We start from the raw sequence: 22,757 nt of genomic DNA, 5'->3' as shown, positions 1-22,757 counted from the left end.
AGATGTAATCACGTGGTTTCGATGCACACTGAATGAGCACGAATGTGAGTTCCTCGACCCCCGACGTCGCCACGCAACGGTGCGTGAGGCTCGGACGATACCAGTTCCGGTGCCCGGTGTATCTGGCTCCGATGTCCGGCGTCACCGACCTGCCGTTCCGCCGGCTCGCCGCGCGGTTCGGATGCGATCTCGTCGTCACCGAGATGGTGGCGAGCGAATCGCTGGCCGAGGGCGACCCGGAGATGGCGCTGCGGCTGGCCGGCCAGGGCATGGCGCCGCATGTGGTGCAGCTCGCCGGGCGTGAGGCGCACTGGATGGCCGAGGCCGCGCGCATGGCGGAGGCGAACGGCGCCGATGTCGTCGACATCAACATGGGCTGCCCGGCGAAGCGCGTCACAACCGGCTGGTCCGGGGCCGCCCTGATGCGCGACCTGGACCTCGCGGTGGAGCTCATCCGCGCCACGGTGGCCGCGGTCCGCGTGCCCGTGACCTTGAAGATGCGCCTGGGCTGGGACCGCTCCAGCCTGAACGCGCCCGAACTCGCCCGCCGCGCCGAGGCCGAGGGCGTGCAGCTCGTCACGGTCCACGGCCGCACCCGGGACCAGTTCTACGAGGGCTCGGCCGATTGGCCCGCCATCCGGGCCGTGCGCGAGGCGATCGCCATTCCCCTGATCGCCAACGGCGACGTCCTCGGCCTCGCCGACGCGCGCCGGATCCTCGCCGAATCCGGGGCCGACGGCGTCATGATCGGGCGCGGGGCGCAGGGACGCCCCTGGCTGCCCGGCGCCGTCTCGCGCGCCCTCGCGGGCGCTCCCTCTCTGCCGGAACCCACGGGCCCCGAGCTGGCCGACCTCGTGGTCGAGCACCACGCCGCGATGGTCGAGCACTACGGCGCGCCGAAGGGTCTCCGGGCCGCCCGCAAGCACCTCGCCTGGTACTTCGACGCCGCCGAGGCGGGCCGGCCGATCGCCGCCGCCCTGCGCCGTGTCGCGCTCACGTCCTTCGACATCCCCGCCATCCACGCCGCCGTCCGCGAGGCTCTCGCCGGCACGGCCGTCAGGAGAGCCGCATGACCACCAACGCGGCGCGCACCCCGCGCCAGTTCCCCGACCCGACCGCCTCGGCCTCCGCGGCCGTGCTCAACGCGCTGCCGAATCCGGTGGTGATGATCGGCGCGGACGGCATGATCCTCGAGGCCAACGACTCCGCCCAGAACTTCTTCCAGGCGAGCGCCGCCTTCATGCGCCGGCATGCGCTCTCCCACTTCGTTCCCTTCGGCAGCCCGCTCCTCGAGCTGATCGGCCAGGTGCGCGAGCGGCAGGCACCGGTCTCCGAATACCGCGTCGACGTGTCGAGCCCGAGGATCGGGACCGAGAAGGTGGTCGACATCTACGCAGGTCCCGTCATCGACGAGCCGGGCGCCGTGGTGGTGATGCTCCAGGAGCGCACCATGGCCGACAAGATCGACCGGCAGCTCACCCATCGCGGCGCCGCCCGCACGGTGACGGGCCTCGCCGCCATGCTGGCCCACGAGATCAAGAACCCGCTGTCCGGGATCCGCGGGGCCGCCCAGCTCCTGGAGCAGTCCGTCGACGACCAGGACCGGGCGCTCACCCGCCTGATCTGCGACGAGGCGGACCGGATCGTGAAGCTGGTCGACCGCATGGAGGTGTTCTCCGACGAGCGCCCCATCGAGCGATCCGCGGTCAACATCCACACGGTCCTCGATCACGTGAAGCGGCTCGCCCAGTCGGGATTTGCCCGCAAGGTCAAGATCGTCGAAGAGTACGACCCGTCCCTGCCGCCGGTCCTCGCCAACCGGGACCAGCTCATCCAGGTGTTCCTGAACCTCGTCAAGAACGCCACGGAGGCGATCGGCGACCAGCCGGACGGCGAGATCGTGCTGACCACGGCCTACCGCCCCGGCGTCCGCCTTTCCGTGCCGGGATCGAAGGACAAGGTCACGCTGCCGATGGAGTTCTGCGTGCGCGACAACGGTCCGGGCGTGCCCGAGGACCTGCTGCCGCACCTCTTCGACCCCTTCGTCACCACCAAGACCAACGGCTCGGGCCTCGGGCTCGCGCTCGTCGCCAAGATCGTCCGCGATCACGGCGGCGTCGTGGAATGCGAGAGCCAGCCGCGCCGAACCACGTTCCGCGTGCTCATGCCGGCCTATTCGGGTCCGGCGCGCGGGGGCAACTGATCGACGGCGCCGGCCCAGGCGGCGCCCGCAAGGAAGGATAGCACCATGCCCTCCGGCAACATCCTCGTCGCAGACGACGATGCCGCGATCCGAACGGTCCTGAACCAGGCGCTCTCCCGCGCCGGCTACGAGGTGCGGCTGACGTCCAACGCGGCCACCCTATGGCGCTGGGTCGCGCAAGGGGAGGGGGACCTCGTCATCACCGACGTGGTGATGCCCGACGAGAATGCCTTCGACCTGCTGCCGCGCATCAAGAAGCTCCGGCCCGACCTGCCGGTCATCGTCATGAGCGCGCAGAACACCTTCATGACCGCCATCCGGGCCTCCGAGCGCGGCGCCTACGAGTACCTGCCGAAGCCCTTCGACCTGAAGGAACTGATCACCATCGTCGGCCGGGCCCTGGCCGAGCCCAAGCACAAGCGCAGCGCCGAACCGGAGCCCGACGCCGAGGCGATCCCGCTCGTCGGCCGCTCGCCGGCCATGCAGGACATCTACCGCGTCCTCGCCCGCCTCATGCAGACGGACCTGACCGTCATGATCACGGGCGAGTCCGGCACCGGCAAGGAGCTCGTCGCCCGCGCGCTGCACGACTACGGCAAGCGCCGCAACGGACCCTTCGTGGCCATCAACATGGCGGCGATCCCGCGCGACCTGATCGAGTCCGAGCTGTTCGGACACGAGAAGGGCGCCTTCACGGGCGCGGCGAGCCGGTCGGCCGGCCGCTTCGAGCAGGCGGAGGGCGGCACGCTCTTCCTGGACGAGATCGGCGACATGCCGATGGACGCCCAGACCCGGCTCCTGCGCGTGCTCCAGCAGGGCGAGTACACCACCGTCGGCGGCCGCACCCCGATCAAGACCGACGTGCGCATCATCGCGGCGACCAACAAGGACCTGCGCCAGCTCATCAACCAGGGGCTCTTCCGCGAGGACCTCTACTTCCGCCTGAACGTCGTCCCGCTGCGCCTGCCGCCACTGCGCGAGCGCTCCGAGGACATCCCCGACCTCGTCCGCCACTTCTTCTCGCTCGCCGAGAAGGAGGGCCTGCCGGCCAAGCAGATCGAGCAGGCGGCCCTCGACCGGCTGCGCCGCTACCGCTGGCCGGGCAACATCCGCGAGCTCGAGAACCTCATCCGCCGGCTCGCCGCGCTCTATCCCCAGGACGTCATCACCGCCAACGTGATCGACCAGGAGTTGAGCCAGCCGGCGCTGATCTCGCCCCCCGAGGAGAAGACCGGCGACGAGGGCATCTCCGCCTCCATGGAGAAGCACCTCACCACCTATTTCGGCGGCTTCGGCGACGGCCTGCCGCCGCCCGGCCTCTACCACCGCATCCTGCGCGAGGTGGAATACCCGCTGATCGGCGCCGCCCTCGCCGCCACCCGCGGCAACCAGATCAAGGCCGCCGAACTCCTCGGCCTCAACCGCAACACCCTGCGCAAGAAGATCCGCGACCTCGACATCCAGGTGATCCGGTCCTCGCGCTGAGGACCGTCGGGCCGGAGCCCGTCGCTCGCCCGGCACGGCACGACCGTGCTGCGGGGTAGGGCGGGGCCGACCCGGCCTACTGGCGCCGCCCCGCCGCGCTGGCGAAGCGGACGGCCTCCTCGGCGGCCCGGAAGAGGGCCTTGGCCTTGTTGACGCACTCCTGGTACTCGGATTCCTGCACCGAATCCGCCACGATGCCGGCACCGGCCTGGGCATACATGCGGCCATCCTTCACGATGGCCGTGCGCAGGCAGATGCAGGTGTCCATCGCGCCGTCGGCCGAGAAATAGCCGACGCAGCCGGCGTAAAGGCCGCGCTTCTCGCTCTCGAGCTCGTCGATGATCTCCATGGCGCGCACCTTCGGGGCGCCCGAGACCGTGCCGGCCGGAAAGCCGGCGGCCAGCGCGTCGAGCACGTCGTGGGCGGGGTCGAGCCGGCCGGTGACGTTCGAGACGATGTGCATCACGTGGCTGTAGTATTCGAGGAAGAATTTGTCCGTCACCTTGACGGTCCCGATCTCCGCGACGCGGCCGACGTCGTTGCGGCCGAGATCGAGCAGCATGAGATGCTCGGCGAGTTCCTTCGGATCGGCGAGAAGCTCCGCGGCGAACGCCTTGTCCTCCTCGGGCGTCCGGCCGCGCGGCCGCGTGCCGGCGATCGGGCGGATGGTCACGTCGCCGTCGCGCACGCGAACCAGGATCTCCGGCGAGGAGCCGGCCACCGCGAAGCTGCCGAAGTCGAGGAAATAGAGGAACGGCGCCGGGTTCACCCGCCGCAGCGCCCGGTAGAGCGAGAAGGGCGGCAGCGAGAAGGGCGCCTCGAAGCGCTGGGACAGCACGACCTGGAAGATGTCGCCGGCGCGGATGTAATCCTTTGCCCGCGCAACCATGTCGAAATAGGCCTCCTTCGACGTGTTGGAGACCATCGGCACGTCGAGCGAGACCTCGCCGAGTTCGTAGGCCGCCTTGTCGATCGGCCGGTCGAGCGTGTCGACCACCTCGGTCAACCGGTCGACGGCGCGCGCATAGGCCTGCGCCGGCGTCACCCCCGGGGCGGGGCGCGCCTGGGTGACGACCGTGATCTCGTCCTTCACCGCATCGAAGACCAGGATGGTCCGGGGCCGGACCAGGATCGCGTCGGGGATGCCCACGGGATCGGCCTTCGGCGCGCCGAGTTCCTCCATCTGCCGCACCATGTCGTAGCCGAAATAGCCGAACATGCCGGCCGCCATGGGCGGCAGGCCCTTGGGCAGCGGAAACTCGCTCTCGTGGATGAGCCGGCGCAGGGCCTCCAGCGAGCGGCCCTCCACGGGTTCGAAGGCCTGCCGGTCCTGCGCGAAACGGCGGTTCACCTCGCCCGCCTCGCCCTTTGCCCGGAACACCAGGTCCGGATCGAGCCCGATCATCGAATAGCGGCCGCGCACCGCGCCGCCCTCCACCGATTCGAGCAGGAAGCAGTGGTCCCGCCGGCCGCAGAGCTTCAGGTAGGCCGAGACGGGCGTCTCGAGATCGGCGACGAGCGTGGTCCAGGCGACCGTCGGCCGGCCGGCGGAGAGGGCGTCGAGGAAGGCGTCCTCGGCCGGTTCGATACGCATCGGACGGTCCGGCTCACTGGTTCGGGTTGGTGCCGACGAGGCGGGAGACGAGCTGCTGGTTGACCGTGGCCGGGATCTCGGCGCGGAGCTGGCGGACATACTGGTCGAGCAGCGTCGACTGGATGTCGCCGGCCAGTTCCTTGGCCTCCGCCTTGGTCGAATCGGAGTCGCCGAAGAAGGCGACCTCCGAGACGTCCTTCACCTTCAGCACGACCCGGGCGTCGTTGTCGGCGAGCACGGTGGCGACATGGCCCTCGGGACCCCCGAAGGCGGCGTTGACCACAGTGGCAGCCAGGCCTTCCGCCGGCTCGCCGCGCTTCAGCGTGGGCGAGGTCTTCGCCTCCGTGCCGACCGAGCGGGCCACCTCCTCGATGTCCTCCCCCTTCTCGAGCCGGGCGACCAGCTCGGCCGCCTTGGCGGCGAGCCCGGTGCGGGTCTGCTCGGCCTTCCAGCGGGCGGTGACGTCGTCCTTGACCTCGTCGAGCGTGCGGTCGCGCGCCGGCGTGATGCCGGTGACCTCGAACCACATGAAGCCGTTGGTGCCGAGCTGGAGCGTGTCGTTCTCGACGCCCACGTCGCTCTCAAAGGCCGCCGCCACGATCTTGGCCGGCTCGGGAAGGCCCCGCGGCTCGGTCCCGTCCGGCTGCAGGCCGGTCTTGTCGACCTCGGCCGCGACCGGGGTCAGCTTGAAGCGCTTGGCGATCTCCTCGAGACGGGCGCCGCCGGCGCGCGCGTCCTCGACCTGGTCGTGGAGGCCGAGGATCTCGGCACCGGCCCGCTCCTCCGCGATCTCGGTCTTGAGCTGCGCCTTGACCTCGTCGAAAGGCTTGCGCCCGGCCGGCTTCACCTCGCCGAGGCGGAGGATCACGGTCCGGAACCGGCCCTTGACCGGCTGGCTGACGTCACCGGCCTTCTCGAGCCGGAACGCCGCGTCGCCGATAGCCGGGTCGAGGAATCCGGCCTTGGGCAGGAGGCCGAGGTCGACGTCCTCGCTCTTGAGGTTGCGCTCGGCCATGAGGTCGTCGAAGGAGGCGCCCCTCTTCAGCTTCTCGGCCGCGGCCTCGGCGTCCTCCGGCTTGTCGAACGGGATCTGGTCCACACGGCGCTTCTCCGGATCGCCGAAGCGGGCGGCGGAGCGCTCGTACACGGCCTTGGCGTCATCGTCGGTGACGTCCTGCGGCTTGGCGGTGCTCTTCGGGTCGATGGAGAGGACCACCAGCTTCCGGTACTCCGGGGCGCGGAAGGCCGCCTTGCGCTCCTCGAAGAACTTCTGCAGCACGTCCGGCGCCGGATCGGCGATCTCGCCGAGCGCGGAGGGCTCCAGGCGGATGTAGGAGACGACGCGCTCCTCGTTGCGGTACTGGTTCAGCGCCTCCAGCAGGACCTTGGGCGCCGGCATCACGCCCGCGACCCCGTCGATCAGCTGCTGGCGGTTGGCCGCCTCGCGGGCGAGCGCCACGTACTGGTCCTCGCTCCAGCCGTTCTGCTGCAGCGTGCGGGCAAAAAGGCCCCGGTCGAAACGGCCGGCCGCGGGCTGGAAGGTCGGGTCGGACTGGATCTGGCGGACCACCTCGGCGTCGCTCACCCCGAGCCGGAATCGGCGCGCCGCCTCGTTGAGCGTGGCGTCCGAGATCATCCGGTTGAGAAGCTGGTTCGGCAGTCCCGCGCGCAGCGCCTCGTCGCGCGAGATGGGCCGGCCGCGCTGCCGGCCGATCTGGTCGATCTGCCGGCGATAGTTGGTATCGAACTCGACGGCGCTGATCTTCGTGTGCCCCACCTCGGCGACCGTGGTGGAGCCGAAGCCGCGGAACACGTCGGCGATGCCCCAGACGCCGAAGCTCACGATCAGGAAGGCGAGGAGGATCTTGGAGACCCATCCGGAGGCACTGCGGCGCAGGACGTCGAGCATGGAGGCGGAACCGGTTCCTGAGGGGGATGCCGCCGGCCCGGCTGGGACCACTCTTTCCGGCATCCGTCGACCTGCGGGAGGGCCCCCGCGAGCGGCGCGGACTATAGGGAGAGCGTCCGGCGAGAGCAAGGCGGGCAAACGACCCGGAACCGCGCCGCCGGCCGCCGAAAAGCGGGCTCGCGCCGCCGTCCCGCTTCTGCTACCGAACCGCCGCTGGCCCGCAGGGAAGAAGGAGCGCGTCGAATGAAGCCGCTGGTCGCCGGGAACTGGAAGATGAACGGGCTCAGGGCCGCCGCCGCGGAGCTCCGCGCCATGGCCGAGGGCTACGACGCCGCGCTCTCCGCCGAGGTCGATCTCATGGTCTGCCCGCCCGCGACCCTCCTCGCGCTCTTCGCCGAGACGGCCGCCGGCACCGGCATCGCCATCGGCGGACAGGACTGCCATCCCAAGTCGTCCGGCGCCCATACGGGCGACATCGCCGCCGAGATGATCCGCGACGCCGGCGGGACGGCGGTCATCGTCGGCCATTCGGAGCGGCGCACCGACCACGGCGAGACGGACGCCACCGTCAAGGCGAAGGCCGAGGCGGCCTTTCGGGCGGGCCTCGCGGCGATCGTCTGCGTCGGCGAGACCCGGGCCGAGCGCGAGGCCGGCAAGGCCCTCGAGGTGGTCGGCGGCCAGCTCGCCGGGTCCCTGCCGGACGGTGCCACCGCGGAGACCCTCGTCGTCGCCTACGAGCCCGTCTGGGCCATCGGCACCGGCCTCACCCCGACCGCCGCCGACGTGGCGGAGATGCACGCCTTCATCCGCGAGCGGCTGGTCGCGACGCTGGGCGGGGCCGGGCGCGGGGTGCGCATCCTCTATGGCGGCTCGGTGAAGCCCTCCAACGCGACCGAACTTCTCTCCGTCGACAACGTGAACGGCGCGCTCGTCGGCGGCGCGAGCCTCAAGGCGGCGGACTTCCTGGGGATCGCGGGCGCCTACCGGTGACGGCCCTTCGGTCCGGCGCTCTGGCCTTCGTGGAAAAGCTCGTGTAAGACGGCCCCCGAATTTGCGCCGCCGTTCGCGGCTCCCCATGTGAGCGTCTGGACGGGCCGGTCACGGTCCGGCCGGACGCTTTCGGCTTGCACAATCGTCCGCCGCGGCCCTGCCGTGCGCGGAGACATCTGGGCGATCGATGGAAACCGTTATCATCGTCATTCATCTGATGGTCGTTTCGGCGCTCGTGGGCGTCGTGCTCCTGCAGCGCTCGGAGGGCGGCGCCCTCGGCATGGGCGGCGGGGGCGGCGGCCTCATGTCATCCCGCGGCACCGCCAACGTGCTGACCCGTGCCACCGCCATTCTGGCGACGGCCTTCTTCGTGACCTCCCTGGTGCTGGCCATCCTCGCCGGCGGCCATACCGAGCGGCCGTCCTCCATCCTCGACCGCGCCGCTCCGCCGGCCGGGCAGGGTGCGCCGGCCGCCCCGGGCACGCCGGCTCCCGCCGCGCCGGGCCAGGGCGGCGGCATCCTCGACCAGCTGCAGCAGCTCCAGCGCCCGGCCGCGCCGGCCCCGGCGCCGCAGCAGTGAACCACGGGCGGCGCCGGCAGACGGCGCCGCTTCTTCTTCGGGCGCGGCAGCGCGCCGGCGGGCGCGGGCAGGGACGGGCCGTTCGGGCCACCCCCCACGCGCCCCGTGACATGAGATCGCCGGGACGTCGCGCCGGGGCCGGGAAGGTCCGCCGGGGATGTCCACTGTTTTGTTGCGCAGTGGCTTGCCGCCGTTTTGCGAATCGGCCGGCCGCCAGATAGGGTCGAGGTCCATGGCGCGGTACGTCTTCATCACCGGCGGCGTGGTTTCCTCCCTGGGCAAGGGCTTGGCTTCCGCCGCTCTCGGCGCGGCCTTGCAGGCACGCGGCTACAAGGTCCGGCTCCGGAAGCTGGACCCCTACCTCAACGTCGATCCCGGCACGATGTCGCCGTACCAGCACGGTGAGTGCTTCGTGACGGACGACGGCGCCGAGACCGATCTCGACCTCGGCCACTACGAGCGCTTCACCGGCCGTCCCGCGAACAAGCAGGACAACATCACCACGGGCCGGATCTACCAGGACATCATCGCCAAGGAACGGCGTGGCGACTATCTCGGAGGCACCGTCCAGGTGATCCCGCACGTGACGGACGCCATCAAGGAGTTCGTGGTCGCCGGCAACGAGGGCTACGACTTCGTGCTGGTCGAGATCGGCGGGACGGTCGGCGACATCGAAGGCCTGCCCTTCTTCGAGGCGATCCGCCAGCTCGGCAACGACCTGCCGCGCGGACACGCCGTCTACATCCACCTGACGCTGATGCCCTACATCCCGAGCGCGGGTGAGCTGAAGACCAAGCCGACCCAGCATTCGGTGAAGGAGCTGCGCTCCATCGGCATCCAGCCCGACATCCTGCTCGTGCGGGCCGACCGCGAGATCCCGGAATCGGAGCGCAAGAAGCTCTCGCTCTTCTGCAACGTGCGCCCCTCGGCCGTGATCCAGGCGCTCGACGTGGCCTCCATCTACGACGTCCCGATCGCCTATCACCGGGAGGGTCTCGACGACGAGGTTCTGGCGGCCTTCGGGATCACGGGCGCGCCGAAGCCCGACCTGTCGCGCTGGGAGAGCATCTCCGACCGCATCCACAACCCGGAGGGCGAGGTCACCATCGCGGTGATCGGCAAGTACACGGGGCTGAAGGACGCCTACAAGTCGCTGATCGAGGCGCTGACCCACGGCGGCATCGCCAACAAGGTCAAGGTCAAGATCGACTGGATCGAATCGGAGGTCTTCGAGAAGGAGGACCCGGCACCGTTCCTCGAGCACGTGCACGGCATCCTGGTTCCCGGCGGATTCGGCAAGCGCGGCACGGAGGGCAAGATCGCGGCCGCCGGCTATGCTCGCAGGCGCGGCATTCCCTATTTCGGCATCTGCTTCGGCATGCAGATGGCGGTCATCGAGGCGGCGCGCAATCTGGCCGGCGTGACGGAGGCGAACTCAACCGAGTTCGGTCCGTGTTCGGAGCCCGTGGTCGGCCTCCTGACCGAGTGGCTGCAGGGCAACGAGCTGCAGCGCCGCTCCGAGGGCGGCGACCTCGGCGGCACCATGCGGCTCGGTGCCTACCGGGCCCGGCTCGCGCCCGGCAGCCTGATCTCGTCCATCTACGGCGCGACCGAGATCCTGGAGCGCCACCGCCACCGCTACGAGGTGAACATCGCCTACCGCGATCGGCTGGAGGCCAAGGGGATGTCCTTCGCGGGCATGTCGCCCGACGGCGTCCTGCCGGAGACGGTCGAGCTCAAGGACCATCCCTGGTTCGTCGGTGTCCAGTACCACCCCGAACTGAAGAGCCGCCCCTTCGAGCCGCACCCGCTCTTCACCTCCTTCATCAGTGCGGCGATGGAGCAGAGCCGGCTCGTCTGACGGCCGGCCCGCTCACAGCATCGCCAGCACGAACTGGATCACGGGCTTCGCCGGCGCATTGACGGCGACCGGATGCGCGGCCGCGAACACCGCCGAGAAGAACCCGAAGAACCCGCCGTAGATCGCCCCGCCCGCCGCCACGTACCTGATCGCGTTCATCGTCCCGTCTCCCGTCCCCGGCGGCCGGCTCGTGCCGCCATCTGGGGGGACGGTAGGCTTGCCGACAGGGCGGGGCTGTTACCCGGGGAACAGGGTCGGCGCTTTGCGGTTTGACCCGCCTCGGCTAGAACGGGACCGCGACGCGCGACGATGGGGGGACGAGGAATGGATGTCTCGCTGGTGACCGACAGCCTGCAGGGGCTCGGGCCGTTTCTCGTCTATGTCGGCTTGTCGATCGGCATGGTGGGGATCTACTCGGCCGTCTACGGGATCGCCACCGCCCATGACGAACTGGCGCTCATCCGGGCCGGCAATCCGGCGGCGGCGATCGCCTTCGGGGGAAGCATGATCGGCTACGCGCTGCCGCTCGCCTCCGCGGCCATGCACTCGCGTGCGCTGGCGGAGTTCCTGGTCTGGGCCGTGATCGCCATCCTGATCCAGGTCGTCGTCTATTGGATCGTGCGCCTCGCCCTGCTTCGGGACGTCAGCTCTCGGATCGAGAAGGGCGAAGTCTCCGCGGGCCTGTTCCTCGGCGCCGTGTCCCTGACCGGCGGCATCCTGAACGCCGCCGCGATGGCGGTCTGAGATGTCGGGTCCGCGCGGCATCGACCACGTCGTCCTGCCCGTCCACGACCTGGACGCCGGGGCGGAATCCTGGGAGCGGCTCGGCTTCACGCTGACCCCGGCCGCCCGCCACCCCTGGGGGACCTGCAATCGCCTCGTCCAGTTCGACGGTGCCTTCCTGGAGATCCTGGCCGTCGACCGGCCGGCGCTGATCCCGGACCCCACCCCGGGCCGCTTCTCCTTCGGCGCCTTCAACCGCGACTTCCTGGCCCGGCGCGAGGGTGCGTCGATGCTCGTCCTGGAATCGGGGGATTCCGACCGCGACATCGCCGAGTACGGCGCCCTCGGCCTGACCACCTTCGAGCGCTTCGACTTCGAGCGCGCCGCCACCGGGCCGGGTGGCGAGGTCCGCACGGTCGCCTTCAGTCTCGCCTTCGCGATGCCCGGGCCGGCGACCTCCGCCTCGCCCTCGGAAGCCGGCTTCTTCACCTGCCGCCAGCATTTCCCCGAGAATTTCTGGCGCCCGGCCTACCAGAGGCACGCCAACGGTGCGGTCGGGATCGCAGCCGTGACCCTGACGGCCCGCGATCCGGCCGACCACCACGCCTTCCTGTCGGCCTTCGTCGGCACCCGGACCCTCCACATGACCGGCTACGGACTGGAGATCGCGACCCCGCGCGGTGCGATTGAGGTCCTTACCCCCCAGGGCTTCCATTTCCGCTACGGGCTGGAGCCGCCGCTCGGCGGATCGGAGGCGCTCTCCATCGCGGCCCTCCGCATCGCGGTCCGGGACCTCGAGGCCGCCCGCGGCCACCTCCATGCCTCGGCGCTCGCCCCGATGGAGCATGCCGGCACGCTGGTCGTGCCGGCCGCGGCCCTGCACGGCGTCACGGTCGCGTTCGAGCCGGCGAGCGGTGCCGGCTGAAGCCGGCGCTGGCGCCGGAGGCCGGAAGCGCGTATGCGTCCGGGCACTGTCCCAGTCAGGAACGAACGGAATCGCCATGTCGCCCCATGAGACCGTCGTCGTCGGCCCCGTCCGCTTCGGCAACCGTCTTCCGCTCGCGCTCATCGCCGGACCCTGCCAGATGGAGAGCCGCGCCCACGCGCTGGAGATGGCGTCCGCCTTGAAGGAGATCGCCGGCCGGATCGGCATCGGCCTCGTCTACAAGACGTCCTACGACAAGGCCAACCGGACCAGCCTCAACGCCCAGCGCGGCATGGGCATGGCCGCGGCGCTGCCGGTCTTCGCCGAGATCAGGGAGACGCTGGGCCTGCCGACGCTCACCGACGTGCACGACGCCGCCCAGTGCGCGCCGGTCGCCGAGGTGGTCGACATCCTCCAGATCCCCGCCTTCCTGTGCCGCCAGACGGACCTGCTGGTCGCGGCGGCGCAGACCGGCCGGGTCGTGAACGTCAAGAAGGGCCAGTTCCTCGCCCCCTGGGACATGAAAAACGTCGCTGCGAAGATCACCGGCGCGGGCAATCCGAACGTGCTGCTGACCGAGCGCGGCGCGAGCTTCGGCTACAACACCCTCGTCTCGGACATGCGCGCCCTGCCGATCATGGCCGAGACCGGCGCCCCCGTGATCTTCGACGCCACCCACTCGGTGCAGCAGCCGGGCGGGCAGGGGACCTCGTCGGGGGGCGACCGCCGCATGGTGCCGGTGCTCGCCCGTGCCGCAGTCGCGGTCGGGGTGGCCGGTGTCTTCATTGAGACCCACCAGGACCCCGACCGGGCCCCCTCGGACGGCCCCAACATGGTCCATCTGAAGGACATGGCCGGCCTGCTCGAGACCCTGGTCGCCTTCGACCGCCTCGCCAAGAGCTGAGGGCCGGGCCGCCCTGGCCTAGCGCCCGGTCGGCTGGCCGGCATAGGCGGCCGGCGCACAAGGGATGCCGGCCGACTGGGCCTGCTTGCAGTATTTCGCCGCCTCTGCCGAGGACGGGAACGGGCCCGCGATCAGCCGGACCTCGAGGCTCTCGTCGTTCTCCTTGACCTGGGCGAGCGGTGCATAGGAGCGCGTCAGCCGCGGCGCCTTCCCGTCGAGGTCCGACCAGGCCTTGCGCAGGGATGGCAGGTTGCGGAAGCCGCCGAGGTCGACGCCGTAGTCGATGCGAGTCGGCGGGGCCGCCGGCGGCACGAGTGGTGTCGGCGGGCCCGGCCGCTCCGCGATCTGCGTCTTGTTGCCGATCGAGATGGTCGGCACCTGGTTCGGCCGCGCCGCCGGACGCGCCTTGCCGGGATCGGCCGGCGCCGGAGCGGCCTGGACCGCCGGTTGGCCCGCTGCAGCGGGCGACACGGAGGGCCCGCCGCCCGCGGGCGGAGCCGGAACGGATGGCCCGGCCATCGGGCCCGGCCCTGCCGGGGGGCCCGACGGAACGGGCTGCTCGTGAGCGGCCATGGCCCCGGCCGGACGCGGCGGAGCGGCTTGCGGCGGGGCGGGCGGCGACGCCTCCGGAGCATGCGGCGTCGGTGCTGCGACCTGGGCGGCAGGCGGGGAGGCTTGCGACGGCGGGGAGGGCGGCGGGCCCGGATCGATCGCCACCGTGCGGACCGGGACGGGCGCTGCCGCGGACGGCACGGCCGCAGGGGCGGGTGGAGTGGCCGGGGCCGCGCTGGAGGTCGACGGGGAGGCGTTGGCCGTCGCGGCCGGCATCGCGTCGGCCCGCGGCTCCGGCTCCAGACTGGTGCGCGGGCCGATGCGCGGCGCGGCCTCCGGCTGAGGCTCGGGCTTCTGCGTATCGGTCCTTGGCGGCTCGGGGGCGGCAGCGGCAGGTCGCTTGTCGATCGTTCCGGTGCGCCCGCCGGCGAGGTCGGCGAGGCCGTTGGCGAGCACGGCCGCCTGATCCTCGAGCTGCCCGACGCGGCGGGCGAGGAGATCGGATCTCTGGTCGGTCCTCCCGATCAGGCGCCTGAGGTCCGCAATCTCCTGTCGGATCTGTTCCAGGTCGCGCTGCAGGCCGGCCCCGGGGTCGGCGGCGGGCGGCGGCTGCGCGCCGGGACGGACCGGCTGGGGCCGCGGGATCGCCCCCGTCGTCTCGATCGCATCCAGCGGCCGCGACGCCCGGGTCGGCGGGGCGTATTGCCAGGACGCGAAGCCCGCTGCCACGGCGAGAACGGCCACGAATCCCCACGCCGCCAGCGCCGCGACGCTGCCGGTCTCCTCGGTCGCGAGGAGGCGCATCATGGGATCGTCACGTCGGTCGGCCACGGCTCGGTTCGCCCGCGAATCTCTGGTTGCCCAGAATAGCATCCGTGCGGCCGGCAGGGGCCCGGCATCGCGAAGCCCGGCGGCACCGGCGGGCCGGCCGGGTGTCGCGAACACTTCCCCTCATCTTTGTGACAAGGCTGCAACACCCTTTTTCAATGGATCTCGCATAGTCTTCGCAAAAGAGAGCCGCCGCCATTCGGACACAAATCGGATCGAGCGTCCGGCTCGTCGGAAGCGGCCGGAGAAGGACGCCGGCGGGCCCAACCGGGCCGGGGGGAATGGGTTCAGGCGTGGCGAACAGCATCGACAAGTCGAAACTGCCGAGCCGTCACGTGACGGAGGGACCGGAGCGTGCGCCGCACCGGTCCTACTACTATGCCATGGGCCTGACGACGGATCAGATCCACCAGCCCTTCGTTGGCGTGGCGAGCTGCTGGAACGAGGCCGCGCCCTGCAACATCGCCCTGATGCGTCAAGCCCAGGCGGTGAAGAAGGGCGTCGCGGCCGCCAGGGGCACGCCGCGCGAGTTCTGCACCATCACGGTGACCGACGGCATCGCCATGGGGCACCAGGGCATGAAGGCGTCGCTGGTCTCCCGCGAGGTGATCGCCGACTCCGTCGAGCTGACCATGCGCGGCCACTGCTACGATGCCCTCGTGGGCCTCGCCGGCTGCGACAAGTCGCTGCCAGGCATGATGATGGCGATGGTCCGCCTGAACGTGCCGTCGATCTTCATCTATGGCGGCTCGATCCTGCCCGGCACCTTCAAGGGCCGACCCGTGACCATCCAGGACGTCTTCGAGGCGGTCGGCAAGCATTCGGTCGGGGCCATGTCGGACCCGGATCTCGACGAGCTGGAGAAGGTCGCCTGCCCCTCCGCGGGAGCCTGCGGCGCCCAGTTCACCGCCAACACCATGGCGACGGTCTCGGAGGCGATCGGCCTCGCCCTGCCGTACTCGGCCGGGGCCCCCGCCCCCTACGAGATCCGCGACCGCTTCTGCATGACCGCCGGCGAGCAGGTCATGGATCTCATCGCGAAGAACATCCGGCCGCGCGACATCGTCACCCGGCAGGCCCTCGAGAACGCGGCGACCGTCGTCGCCGCCTCCGGCGGCTCCACCAACGCGGCTCTTCACCTTCCCGCGATCGCCCACGAGGCCGGCCTCGATTTCGACCTCTTCGACGTCGCGGAGATCTTCCGCCGCACGCCCTACATCGCCGACCTGAAGCCGGGCGGACGCTACGTCGCCAAGGACTTGTTCGAGGCCGGCGGTGTGCCGCTGTTGATGAAGACGCTGCTGGAGCACGGCTTCCTTCATGGCGAATGCATGACCGTGACTGGTCGTACAATCGCCGAAAACCTGTCCCATGTTCCCTGGAACCCCGATCAGGACGTGGTCAGGCCGGCGAATACGCCGATCACGGCCACCGGTGGCGTCGTCGGACTCAAGGGTAACCTTGCGCCCGAGGGGGCTATCGTGAAGGTCGCGGGGATGCACAACTTGCGCTTCACCGGACCGGCACGCTGCTTCGACAGCGAGGAGGCGTGCTTCGAGGCGGTGCGCGCGCGTCGCTACGCGGAGGGCGAGGTTCTCGTCATCCGCTACGAGGGGCCGAAGGGAGGCCCGGGGATGCGCGAGATGCTTTCGACCACGGCGGCCCTCTACGGGCAGGGCATGGGCGACAAGGTCGCGCTCATCACCGATGGGCGCTTCTCCGGCGCCACGCGTGGCTTCTGCATCGGCCACGTCGGGCCGGAGGCCGCGGTCGGCGGGCCGATCGCGCTCCTTCGGGACGGCGACGTGATCACCATCGACGCGGTGGCGGGCGAGATCTCGGTCGCGCTGGCGGACGACGAACTGGCCCGGCGCCGCGCGTCCTGGACGCCGCGGGAGACGGACTACGGCTCGGGCGCGATCTGGAAGTATGCCCAGACGGTCGGGCCGGCGAAGAACGGGGCGGTCACGCATCCGGGCGGTAAGGGTGAAAAGGTCTGTTATGCGGACGTGTGAGTTTCTTCGCATAGCAAGTGCGTCGGCGGTGGCCCTGATCGGCCTTGCGGCCTGGACCGGACCGGTTCTGGCGCTCGATCCCGCCTCGACCACGCGTCCCCCGGAGAGCTCCGTCGAGGAGTCCTTCCGCAACGGCCGGCTGCTCTACTACCAGGGCAAGCAGGCCGCGGCGGTCGTCGAGTTGCAGCGGGCGGGCGAGCGCGGGCATCCGGGCGCGCTCTACCTGCTCGGCCGCATCTATCGCAACGGCGAGGGCGTGCCGACCAACGATCTCAAGGCCTTCGAGATCTTCAACCAGATCGCCAACGGCCACGCGGACGACCAGCCCGGCTCGCCCTCGGCCGCCTTCGTGGCGAGCGCCTTCGTGGCGCTCGGCTCCTACTACATGACCGGGATCCAGGACACGGCCGTCAAGCCGAACGTCGACAAGGCCCGCGAGATCTTCACCTACGCGGCCTCCTACTTCGGCGACGCCGACGCCCAGTACAATCTCGGCCGCATCTACCTCGACCCGCGCACCCCCGACCGGGACCCCAAGCAGGCTGCGCGCTGGCTGAAGCTCGCCGCCCGCAAGGGCCACCAGGGCGCCATGGCGCTGCTCGGCCAGATGCTCTTCTCCGGCGAAGCCGAGTTGCCGCGCCGGTCGGTGCAGGGCCTGATGTGGCTGACCATCGCCCGCGCCCGCGCCCAGGGCGCCTCGGACGACTGGATCCGGGACGCCCAGGAGCAGGCCTTCTCGGTCGCCAGCGAGCAGGAGCGCCGCCAGGCCGTTTCCCTGGCCCAGGACTGGATCGCCCGCAACGGCAACTGACCGGCTGGGAACGGTCTCCGATCGGAGACCGTCCGGCCGAGCCGTCATGGCTGCCCCGCCGGGAGCGAGCGGCGCGGCCCCCCGGAACCCCGTTAGACTGCAGGTTTCCTGACCCGTCTCGGAGGTTCCGATGATCGATCTCTATTACTGGCCGACGCCCAACGGGAAGAAGGTTTCCATTTTCCTCGAGGAGGCCGCGATCCCCTACCGGGTCGTGCCGGTGAACATCTCCCGCGGCGACCAGTTCGAGCCCGACTTCCTGAGGCTCAACCCGAACCACCGCATGCCCGTGATCGTCGACCACGAGCCGGCCGACGGCGGGCCGCCCCTGTCGGTGTTCGAATCCGGTGCCATCCTGCTCTACCTCGCGGAAAGGACCGGCGCCTTCTGGGGCGAGAACCTGCGCGAGAAGGTCGAGATCCAGCAATGGGTCGTCTGGCAAATGGCGAACCAGGGGCCGAAGCTCGGCGAGGCGGGCCACTTCCTGCGCCTCGGCGACCGGGAAGGCGACCAGTCCTACGCGGTCAGGCGCTTCACCGACGAGGCGAACCGGCTCTACGGCGTCCTCAACATGCGCCTGCGCGACCGGCCCTACATCGCCGGCGACCGCTACACGATCGCCGACATCATCTGCTACCCGTGGACCGTCAACTGGAAGGGCCAGGGCCAGGACATCGCCGAGTTCAAGCATTTCCGGCGCTGGTTCGAGGCGGTCGGGGCGCGGCCCGCCGTCCAGCGCGGCCTCGCGGTCGGCGCCGACCTGTCGACCGACGTCACCAAGCTCCCGCCCGAGGAGCAGGCCCGCATCCGCAAGATCCTCTACAACCAGCGCGCCCTGTCGGTGCCGGACTGACGGGAATGGTCAGGGGGCGCGGTCAGTCGGCCAGCGCGAGCGCCACGCCCGCCACCAGGAGCGCGATCCCGGTCCATTCGGCCCGGGTCGGCGGCTCCCGGAAATAGCGGGCCGAGGCGATGTTGGCGGCGATCACCTCGGTGAGGCCCAGGATCGAGACCAGCGTGGCGGACTGCAGCGCATAGGCGGCGAACCACATCTGCGACGCGATCGCGCCTGCGCCGCCGACCCCGAGCGACAGCCGCCATTGGGAGACCATGCGGGAGAGCGCGCCCGGCTGGCGCGCCCTGAGCCACAGGATCATCAGCGCGGCCTGCAGGGTCAGCGCCGCAAGCAGCGTCTCGGAGGCCCTGACGAAGAAGGGGCCCTCCGGCAGGCTCAGCATGGCGGCCCGATAGGCGACGGCGGCGCAGCCGAAGAGGCCGCCGGCGGCGAGACCGAGCAGGGCCGGCCGCACGGAGGTCCGCCCGAGCGCGGCATGCCCCGTCGCGAGGATCAGCGTCAGCACGCCCGCACAGGCGAGGGCGGCGCCGGCGAGATCGCCGAGGCCGACCCGTTCGCCCATCAGGACGAAGCCGAAGAGGGCGACCTGGATCGGTTCCGTCTTGGTCAGCGCGATGGTGACCACGAAGCTGCGTTCCCGCATGGCGAGCAGCATCAGCCCGGATCCGAGGGTCTGCACCACGGCGCCGAGAATCACGAAGCCGACGAAACCGGGGGTGGGCGCGAGGGGCGGACGACCCGTTCCCGCGAGCACGGCTGCGAAGAACGCCGCCGCGAAGGGCAGAGCGAAGATGAAGCGCACCGTTGTCGCGGAGGCGACCGGCAGGGTCGCGGCCGCCACCCGGTGCATCGCGTTGCGCAGCGTCTGGAACCCGACGGCGCCGAGCGTCAGCCAGATCCACAGGCTATCGGAGACCATGGCGCACGGCCCTTTGCGGACGGGTGGCCCGGGCTCCGGCCCCCCCGGGGGAAGCCGAGTCCCCGCGTGCATCGACGCACGGCAGCCCCGGCCGGCGCAAGCGTCGGCCGGGTAGGACGCGCCCTAGGGTCTGGAGGTCAGCCGAGCGGGACGCGGAACGTGCTCGCCGGCTCGTCACCCTTGTTCGGCATGCGCGGGATGGCGCGTCCGGCGGCGGCGACCCGGTCGGCGAGCTCGCGCATGCGCGCCAGGTGCTCGGGCGTCGCGTTGACGAGCCCGTAGCGGGCCGCGAAGGCGTCGATCTCGGCCTGCGTCCAGGCGGGATACTCGGGAGCGGTGGACATGGGCTTCTCCAGGCTGGGGGTCAGAGCGCCGGGCGGCGGTCCCGGGTGCCGGCCGCCTTCTCCAGCGCGCGCGAGACCCGGTAGGTGGTCGCCTCGTCGAAGTAGCGGCCGACGATCTGCGCCGAGGTCGGCATGCCGTCCCGGTCGAACCCGGTCGGGATCGAGATGGCCGGGTGGCCGGTGACGTTGAAGATCGAGGTGGCGGACCCGAAGGTGAACTTCACCAGCCGGTCCTGGTCCTCGAAGCTCGGCGCCGTGATGAAGGTACAGGGCGTCAGCACGGCGTCGACCGTGCGGATCACCGCGTCCGTGGAGACCGCGAGCTGACGCCGGTAGCGGGTCGCCGCCACGTAGTCGACGGCGCGCACGCTGAACCCGGCGGTCATCTTGTCCTTGAGCGCCCGGCCCATCAGGTGGCTGCGCTCCATGAAGTCCTGCTCGTGGATCGACAGGCTCTCGGCCCAGTTGATGGTGCCCGTCACGGACCGGTACTTGGAGAGGGGCGCCGGCAGGGAGATCTCCACGACGGTGGCCCCGAGGTCGGCGAGCATCGCCTCCGTCTCGGCCAATCTGGCGACCACGTCGGCGTCCATCGAGGGCGCGTCGGCGCCGAGGTCGCGGACGACCCCGATCGTGAGCCCCTTCAGGCCCGCCTCGAAGCCGGCCTTCAGGTCGTAGGGGGCGACCGCCGCGGATTGCGGGTCGCGCGGATCGTAGCCGGCCATGGCCTGCGCCACGATGGCATTGTCCTCGGCGGTCCAGGTGAGCGGCCCGACCACGTCGAGCGACCAGCAATTCGGCAGGCAGCCGGCGCGGCTCATCAGGCCGTAGGTCGCCTTCATGCCGTAGACCCCCGTCGCCGCCGCGGGCAGGCGCACCGACCCGCCGGTGTCCGAGCCCAGCGCGAACATCGCCGTGCCGGCCGCGACCGCCACCCCCGCCCCGGTCGAGGAGCCGCCCGTGTGGCGGGCCGGGTTCCAGGGATTGCGCGCGAGCGGGAAGGGCAGGTCGTCGTAGATCTCGCCCGTCCCGGTGCCGTATTCCCAGGTGTTGAGCTTGCCGAGCAGGATGGCGCCGGCGGCCTCCAGCTTCTCGATCACCGTCGAGGTCTCGTCGGCCACGTAGTCGAGCATCAGGCGGGAGCCGCCGGTCGTCCGGATTCCCTTAACATGATAGTTGTCCTTGACCGCGAAAGGGATGCCGTGCAGCGGCCCCTTCCAGCGGCCGGCCATGATCTCCGCCTCGGCGGCCTTGGCGGCGGCGCGGGCGCGGTCGGCGAGCACCGTGATGTAGCTGTGCACGATCGGGTCGACGGCTTCGATGCGGGCCAGGAAGGCCTCGACCAGCTCGACGGGCGACAGGCGCCGTGCCGCGACGAGGCGCGAGGCCTCCACGAGGGTGAGGTGGACCAGCGGGTCGGGGGCCTTCAGCGGGGTCACGGCGGTCATGGTTCGGGTCTCCTGTCGCGCCAGGGCGTGGCGGCCTCGTAGGCCGCCGCGACCCGGAGGATGGTGGGTTCGGCGAGGAAGGGTCCGGCGATCTGCCAGTGGAGCGGCAACCCGGAGGTGCCGTAGCCGGTGCACTGGACCAGGCACGGATGGCCGGAGATGTTGAAGGGCACCAGGGCGGTGTCGGTGGTGAAGGCCGTCATCTCGGGCTCGACCCCGAGCCGCGGCGCCACGTGGCAGGCCCCGAAGGTGACGACCGCGTCGAAGCGGCTCATCAGCGCGTCCATGGCGGCGGCGAGCGCGCGCCGGCGGCGCTGGGCGGCGATGTAGTCGACGGCGCGCACCATGGTGCCGAACATCAGCTTGTCGCGCAGCGCGAAGCCCATCGCCCCGGGCGTCTCGACGAGTTCGCGCTCGTGGATCGTCGCCGACTCCACCGGGCCGATGACCCTGGTACAGGCGTAGAAGTCGGCAACCGGGGCCGGGAAGGAGGCCTCGACCAGAACCGCGCCGAGATCGCGCAGCACGGCGAGCCCGGCCTCGAAGGCGGCCACGAGATCGGCGTCCGGGGCCGGGATGCCGGGGCCGAGGTCGGCGATCACGCCGATGCGCAGCCCCGCGATGCCGGCCCGCAAGCCGCGCCGGTGATCGGCGCCCGGCGCCGCGAGCGAGGTCGGGTCCGCCGGGTCCCGGCCGGCCAGCACGTCCATCAGGAGCGCGCAATCCTCCACCGTCCAGGTGATCGGCCCGGGCACATCCATCGCGTAGCAGTTCGCCAGGATGCCGGTCTTGGGCAGTAGTCCTTGAGTCGACTTCAGTCCGACGGTCCCCGTAGCCGCCGCGGGCAGGCGGACGGAGCCCGTCGTGTCGGATCCGAGCGCCACCGTCGCGGTGCCCGCCGCCACCGCCGTGCCGGCTCCGGTCGAGGAGCCGCCGGGAAAGCGCTCCGGATCCCAGGGATTGCGCGCGGGCGGGTAGGGCAGGTCGAAGTACTCGCCACCGTTGCCGGTGCCGTACTCCCAGGTCGACAGCTTGCCCATCAGCACCGCGCCGGCCGCCTTCAGGCGCGCCACCAGCGTGGCGTCCCGGCCGGGGACGTTGCCTTGGAGGAGCCGGGAACCGCCCGTGGTCGGCAGGCCCGCGGCGTCGTAGTTGTCCTTCACCGCAAAGGGAATGCCGTGGAGCGGGCCCCTGCCGCGGCCGGCCGCGATCTCCGTCTCCGCGACGTGGGCCGCGGCCCTCGCCCCGTCAAGATCGAGCGTGATGTAGCTGTGCACCCGGTCCTCGACGGCCGCGATTCGGGCCGCCATCCGGCGCTCGCCGTGAGCCGCGTTCGCGGAACAGGAGAAAAGGATCGCCTCGCGAAGTCCGTCGAGGCGGACGTCGGACTCGACCTCGGCGAGGCCATTTCCCGGGCCGATCGAGACAAGTTGCCTAGGGCCTAACGTTTCGGCATAGGCTCGTAATGCGAGAAGGAAACTCCCGGGCACCTGCTACGGAAACGGTTACGATGGATCGGCCAGAGGCATTGCGGATCAGCAGCCGGTCCGCTGTCGCAAGTCGATCGACGAAATACGTGGGCAAGGGCTCTTGCATTGCCACTTCGTCAGCGAACACGAACATCGAACCACGATGTTCCGTTGGGCCGTCAGGACCCTCGGCAACAAAGGTGACTGGTTGGTCGACCTGATCGATTTTCCGAAGCGCGTTGCCGCGGTAGCCCTCCAAGGAAACGACTACATGCGGACTGCCGGAGTTACATCGACCCGTCAGGCGCACATACATGCTGCCCGAACGAGTTTCGGCCAAC

At 70.8% G+C, this 22,757-nt stretch carries 20 protein-coding genes; 12 read left to right on the top strand and 8 right to left on the bottom strand.

Annotation, left to right across the window (positions count from 1 at the left end; genetic code table 11):
- Nucleotides 1–32: 32 nt before the first annotated feature.
- From dusB to ntrC, 3 genes are read left to right on the top strand one after another with little or no spacing between them, the layout of a single operon-like run.
- Nucleotides 33–1,073, top strand: coding sequence for a tRNA dihydrouridine synthase DusB (gene dusB / locus WBG79_RS13420; protein WP_337357607.1), 1,041 nt, complete (start codon nt 33–35; stop codon nt 1,071–1,073).
- Nucleotides 1,070–2,203 (top strand): two-component system sensor histidine kinase NtrB, encoded by a 1,134-nt coding sequence (locus WBG79_RS13415; RefSeq protein WP_337357606.1) that lies wholly within the window; start codon nt 1,070–1,072, stop codon nt 2,201–2,203. The genes dusB and WBG79_RS13415 overlap by 4 nt, the downstream gene beginning before the upstream one ends.
- A gap of 45 nt (nt 2,204–2,248) precedes the next feature.
- A complete protein-coding gene (ntrC, locus tag WBG79_RS13410; protein ID WP_337357605.1) occupies nt 2,249–3,688 on the top strand; it encodes a nitrogen regulation protein NR(I) in 1,440 nt (479 codons plus the stop codon).
- Between the two features lie 76 nt (nt 3,689–3,764).
- On the opposite strand, the gene trpE is transcribed toward ntrC, so the two are convergent.
- Together trpE and WBG79_RS13400 are read right to left on the bottom strand one after the other, a co-directional pair.
- Nucleotides 3,765–5,282 (bottom strand): anthranilate synthase component I, encoded by a 1,518-nt coding sequence (trpE, locus tag WBG79_RS13405; RefSeq protein ID WP_337357604.1) that lies wholly within the window; start codon nt 5,280–5,282, stop codon nt 3,765–3,767.
- 13 nt (nt 5,283–5,295) lie between these two features.
- A complete protein-coding gene (locus WBG79_RS13400) occupies nt 5,296–7,191 on the bottom strand; it encodes a peptidylprolyl isomerase (RefSeq protein ID WP_337357603.1) in 1,896 nt (631 codons plus the stop codon).
- A gap of 243 nt (nt 7,192–7,434) precedes the next feature.
- Between WBG79_RS13400 and tpiA the strand changes: the two genes are divergently transcribed.
- From tpiA to WBG79_RS13385, 3 genes are all read left to right on the top strand, one after another.
- Complete coding sequence (gene tpiA, locus WBG79_RS13395; RefSeq protein ID WP_337357602.1) at nt 7,435–8,181, top strand: triose-phosphate isomerase; 747 nt, start codon at nt 7,435–7,437, stop codon at nt 8,179–8,181.
- Between the two features lie 187 nt (nt 8,182–8,368).
- Nucleotides 8,369–8,761 (top strand): preprotein translocase subunit SecG, encoded by a 393-nt coding sequence (secG, locus tag WBG79_RS13390; RefSeq protein ID WP_337357601.1) that lies wholly within the window; start codon nt 8,369–8,371, stop codon nt 8,759–8,761.
- Between the two features lie 232 nt (nt 8,762–8,993).
- Entirely contained in the window at nt 8,994–10,622 is a 1,629-nt protein-coding gene (locus tag WBG79_RS13385) for a CTP synthase (RefSeq protein WP_337357600.1), read from the top strand.
- Between the two features lie 12 nt (nt 10,623–10,634).
- Here the strand turns inward: WBG79_RS13385 and WBG79_RS13380 are convergent, their stop codons facing one another.
- Entirely contained in the window at nt 10,635–10,781 is a 147-nt protein-coding gene (locus WBG79_RS13380; RefSeq protein WP_337357599.1) for a hypothetical protein, read from the bottom strand.
- 165 nt (nt 10,782–10,946) lie between these two features.
- On the opposite strand from WBG79_RS13380, the gene WBG79_RS13375 reads away from it, so the two are divergent.
- The 3 genes from WBG79_RS13375 to kdsA all read left to right on the top strand — a co-directional run bounded on the left by WBG79_RS13375 (nt 10,947) and on the right by kdsA (nt 13,174).
- The gene (locus tag WBG79_RS13375; RefSeq protein WP_337357598.1) at nt 10,947–11,366 is read left to right on the top strand and encodes a DUF350 domain-containing protein; all 420 of its coding nucleotides are present in this window, start codon (nt 10,947–10,949) and stop codon (nt 11,364–11,366) included.
- Between the two features lies 1 nt (nt 11,367).
- Entirely contained in the window at nt 11,368–12,270 is a 903-nt protein-coding gene (locus WBG79_RS13370; protein ID WP_337357597.1) for a VOC family protein, read from the top strand.
- Between the two features lie 76 nt (nt 12,271–12,346).
- Nucleotides 12,347–13,174: a 3-deoxy-8-phosphooctulonate synthase gene (kdsA, locus tag WBG79_RS13365; RefSeq protein ID WP_337357596.1), complete on the top strand. Its 828-nt coding sequence runs from the start codon at nt 12,347–12,349 to the stop codon at nt 13,172–13,174.
- An 18-nt stretch (nt 13,175–13,192) separates the two neighbouring features.
- Here the strand turns inward: kdsA and WBG79_RS13360 are convergent, their stop codons facing one another.
- On the bottom strand, nt 13,193–14,557 hold the full coding sequence (locus WBG79_RS13360) for an SPOR domain-containing protein (RefSeq protein WP_337357595.1): 1,365 nt from the start codon (nt 14,555–14,557) through the stop codon (nt 13,193–13,195).
- A 278-nt stretch (nt 14,558–14,835) separates the two neighbouring features.
- On the opposite strand from WBG79_RS13360, the gene ilvD reads away from it, so the two are divergent.
- The 3 genes from ilvD to WBG79_RS13345 all read left to right on the top strand — a co-directional run bounded on the left by ilvD (nt 14,836) and on the right by WBG79_RS13345 (nt 18,233).
- Nucleotides 14,836–16,569 carry a dihydroxy-acid dehydratase gene (gene ilvD / locus WBG79_RS13355; RefSeq protein WP_443147432.1) on the top strand — a complete coding sequence of 578 codons (1,734 nt, stop codon included), beginning with the start codon at nt 14,836–14,838 and terminating at the stop codon, nt 16,567–16,569.
- 28 nt (nt 16,570–16,597) lie between these two features.
- The gene (locus WBG79_RS13350) at nt 16,598–17,380 is read left to right on the top strand and encodes a tetratricopeptide repeat protein (protein ID WP_337357593.1); all 783 of its coding nucleotides are present in this window, start codon (nt 16,598–16,600) and stop codon (nt 17,378–17,380) included.
- A 130-nt stretch (nt 17,381–17,510) separates the two neighbouring features.
- Nucleotides 17,511–18,233: a glutathione S-transferase N-terminal domain-containing protein gene (locus WBG79_RS13345; protein ID WP_337357592.1), complete on the top strand. Its 723-nt coding sequence runs from the start codon at nt 17,511–17,513 to the stop codon at nt 18,231–18,233.
- Between the two features lie 22 nt (nt 18,234–18,255).
- Here WBG79_RS13345 and WBG79_RS13340 read toward each other — a convergent pair whose 3' ends face one another.
- From WBG79_RS13340 to WBG79_RS13325, 4 genes are all read right to left on the bottom strand, one after another.
- Complete coding sequence (locus WBG79_RS13340) at nt 18,256–19,155, bottom strand: EamA family transporter (RefSeq protein ID WP_337357591.1); 900 nt, start codon at nt 19,153–19,155, stop codon at nt 18,256–18,258.
- Nucleotides 19,156–19,292: 137 nt separating this feature from the next.
- Complete coding sequence (locus tag WBG79_RS13335; protein ID WP_337357590.1) at nt 19,293–19,499, bottom strand: hypothetical protein; 207 nt, start codon at nt 19,497–19,499, stop codon at nt 19,293–19,295.
- Between the two features lie 20 nt (nt 19,500–19,519).
- Nucleotides 19,520–20,947 carry an amidase gene (locus tag WBG79_RS13330; protein WP_337357589.1) on the bottom strand — a complete coding sequence of 476 codons (1,428 nt, stop codon included), beginning with the start codon at nt 20,945–20,947 and terminating at the stop codon, nt 19,520–19,522.
- On the bottom strand, nt 20,944–22,257 hold the full coding sequence (locus WBG79_RS13325; protein WP_337357588.1) for an amidase: 1,314 nt from the start codon (nt 22,255–22,257) through the stop codon (nt 20,944–20,946). Before WBG79_RS13325 ends, WBG79_RS13330 begins: the two co-directional genes overlap by 4 nt.
- Between the last annotated feature and the right edge of the window lie 500 nt (nt 22,258–22,757).

The sequence above is a fragment of the Prosthecomicrobium sp. N25 genome (assembly GCF_037203705.1).
Classification (GTDB): domain Bacteria; phylum Pseudomonadota; class Alphaproteobacteria; order Rhizobiales; family Ancalomicrobiaceae; genus Prosthecodimorpha.
The sequence above is the reverse complement of the archived record's forward strand: the minus strand, read 5'-3'. Positions and strand labels throughout refer to the sequence as shown.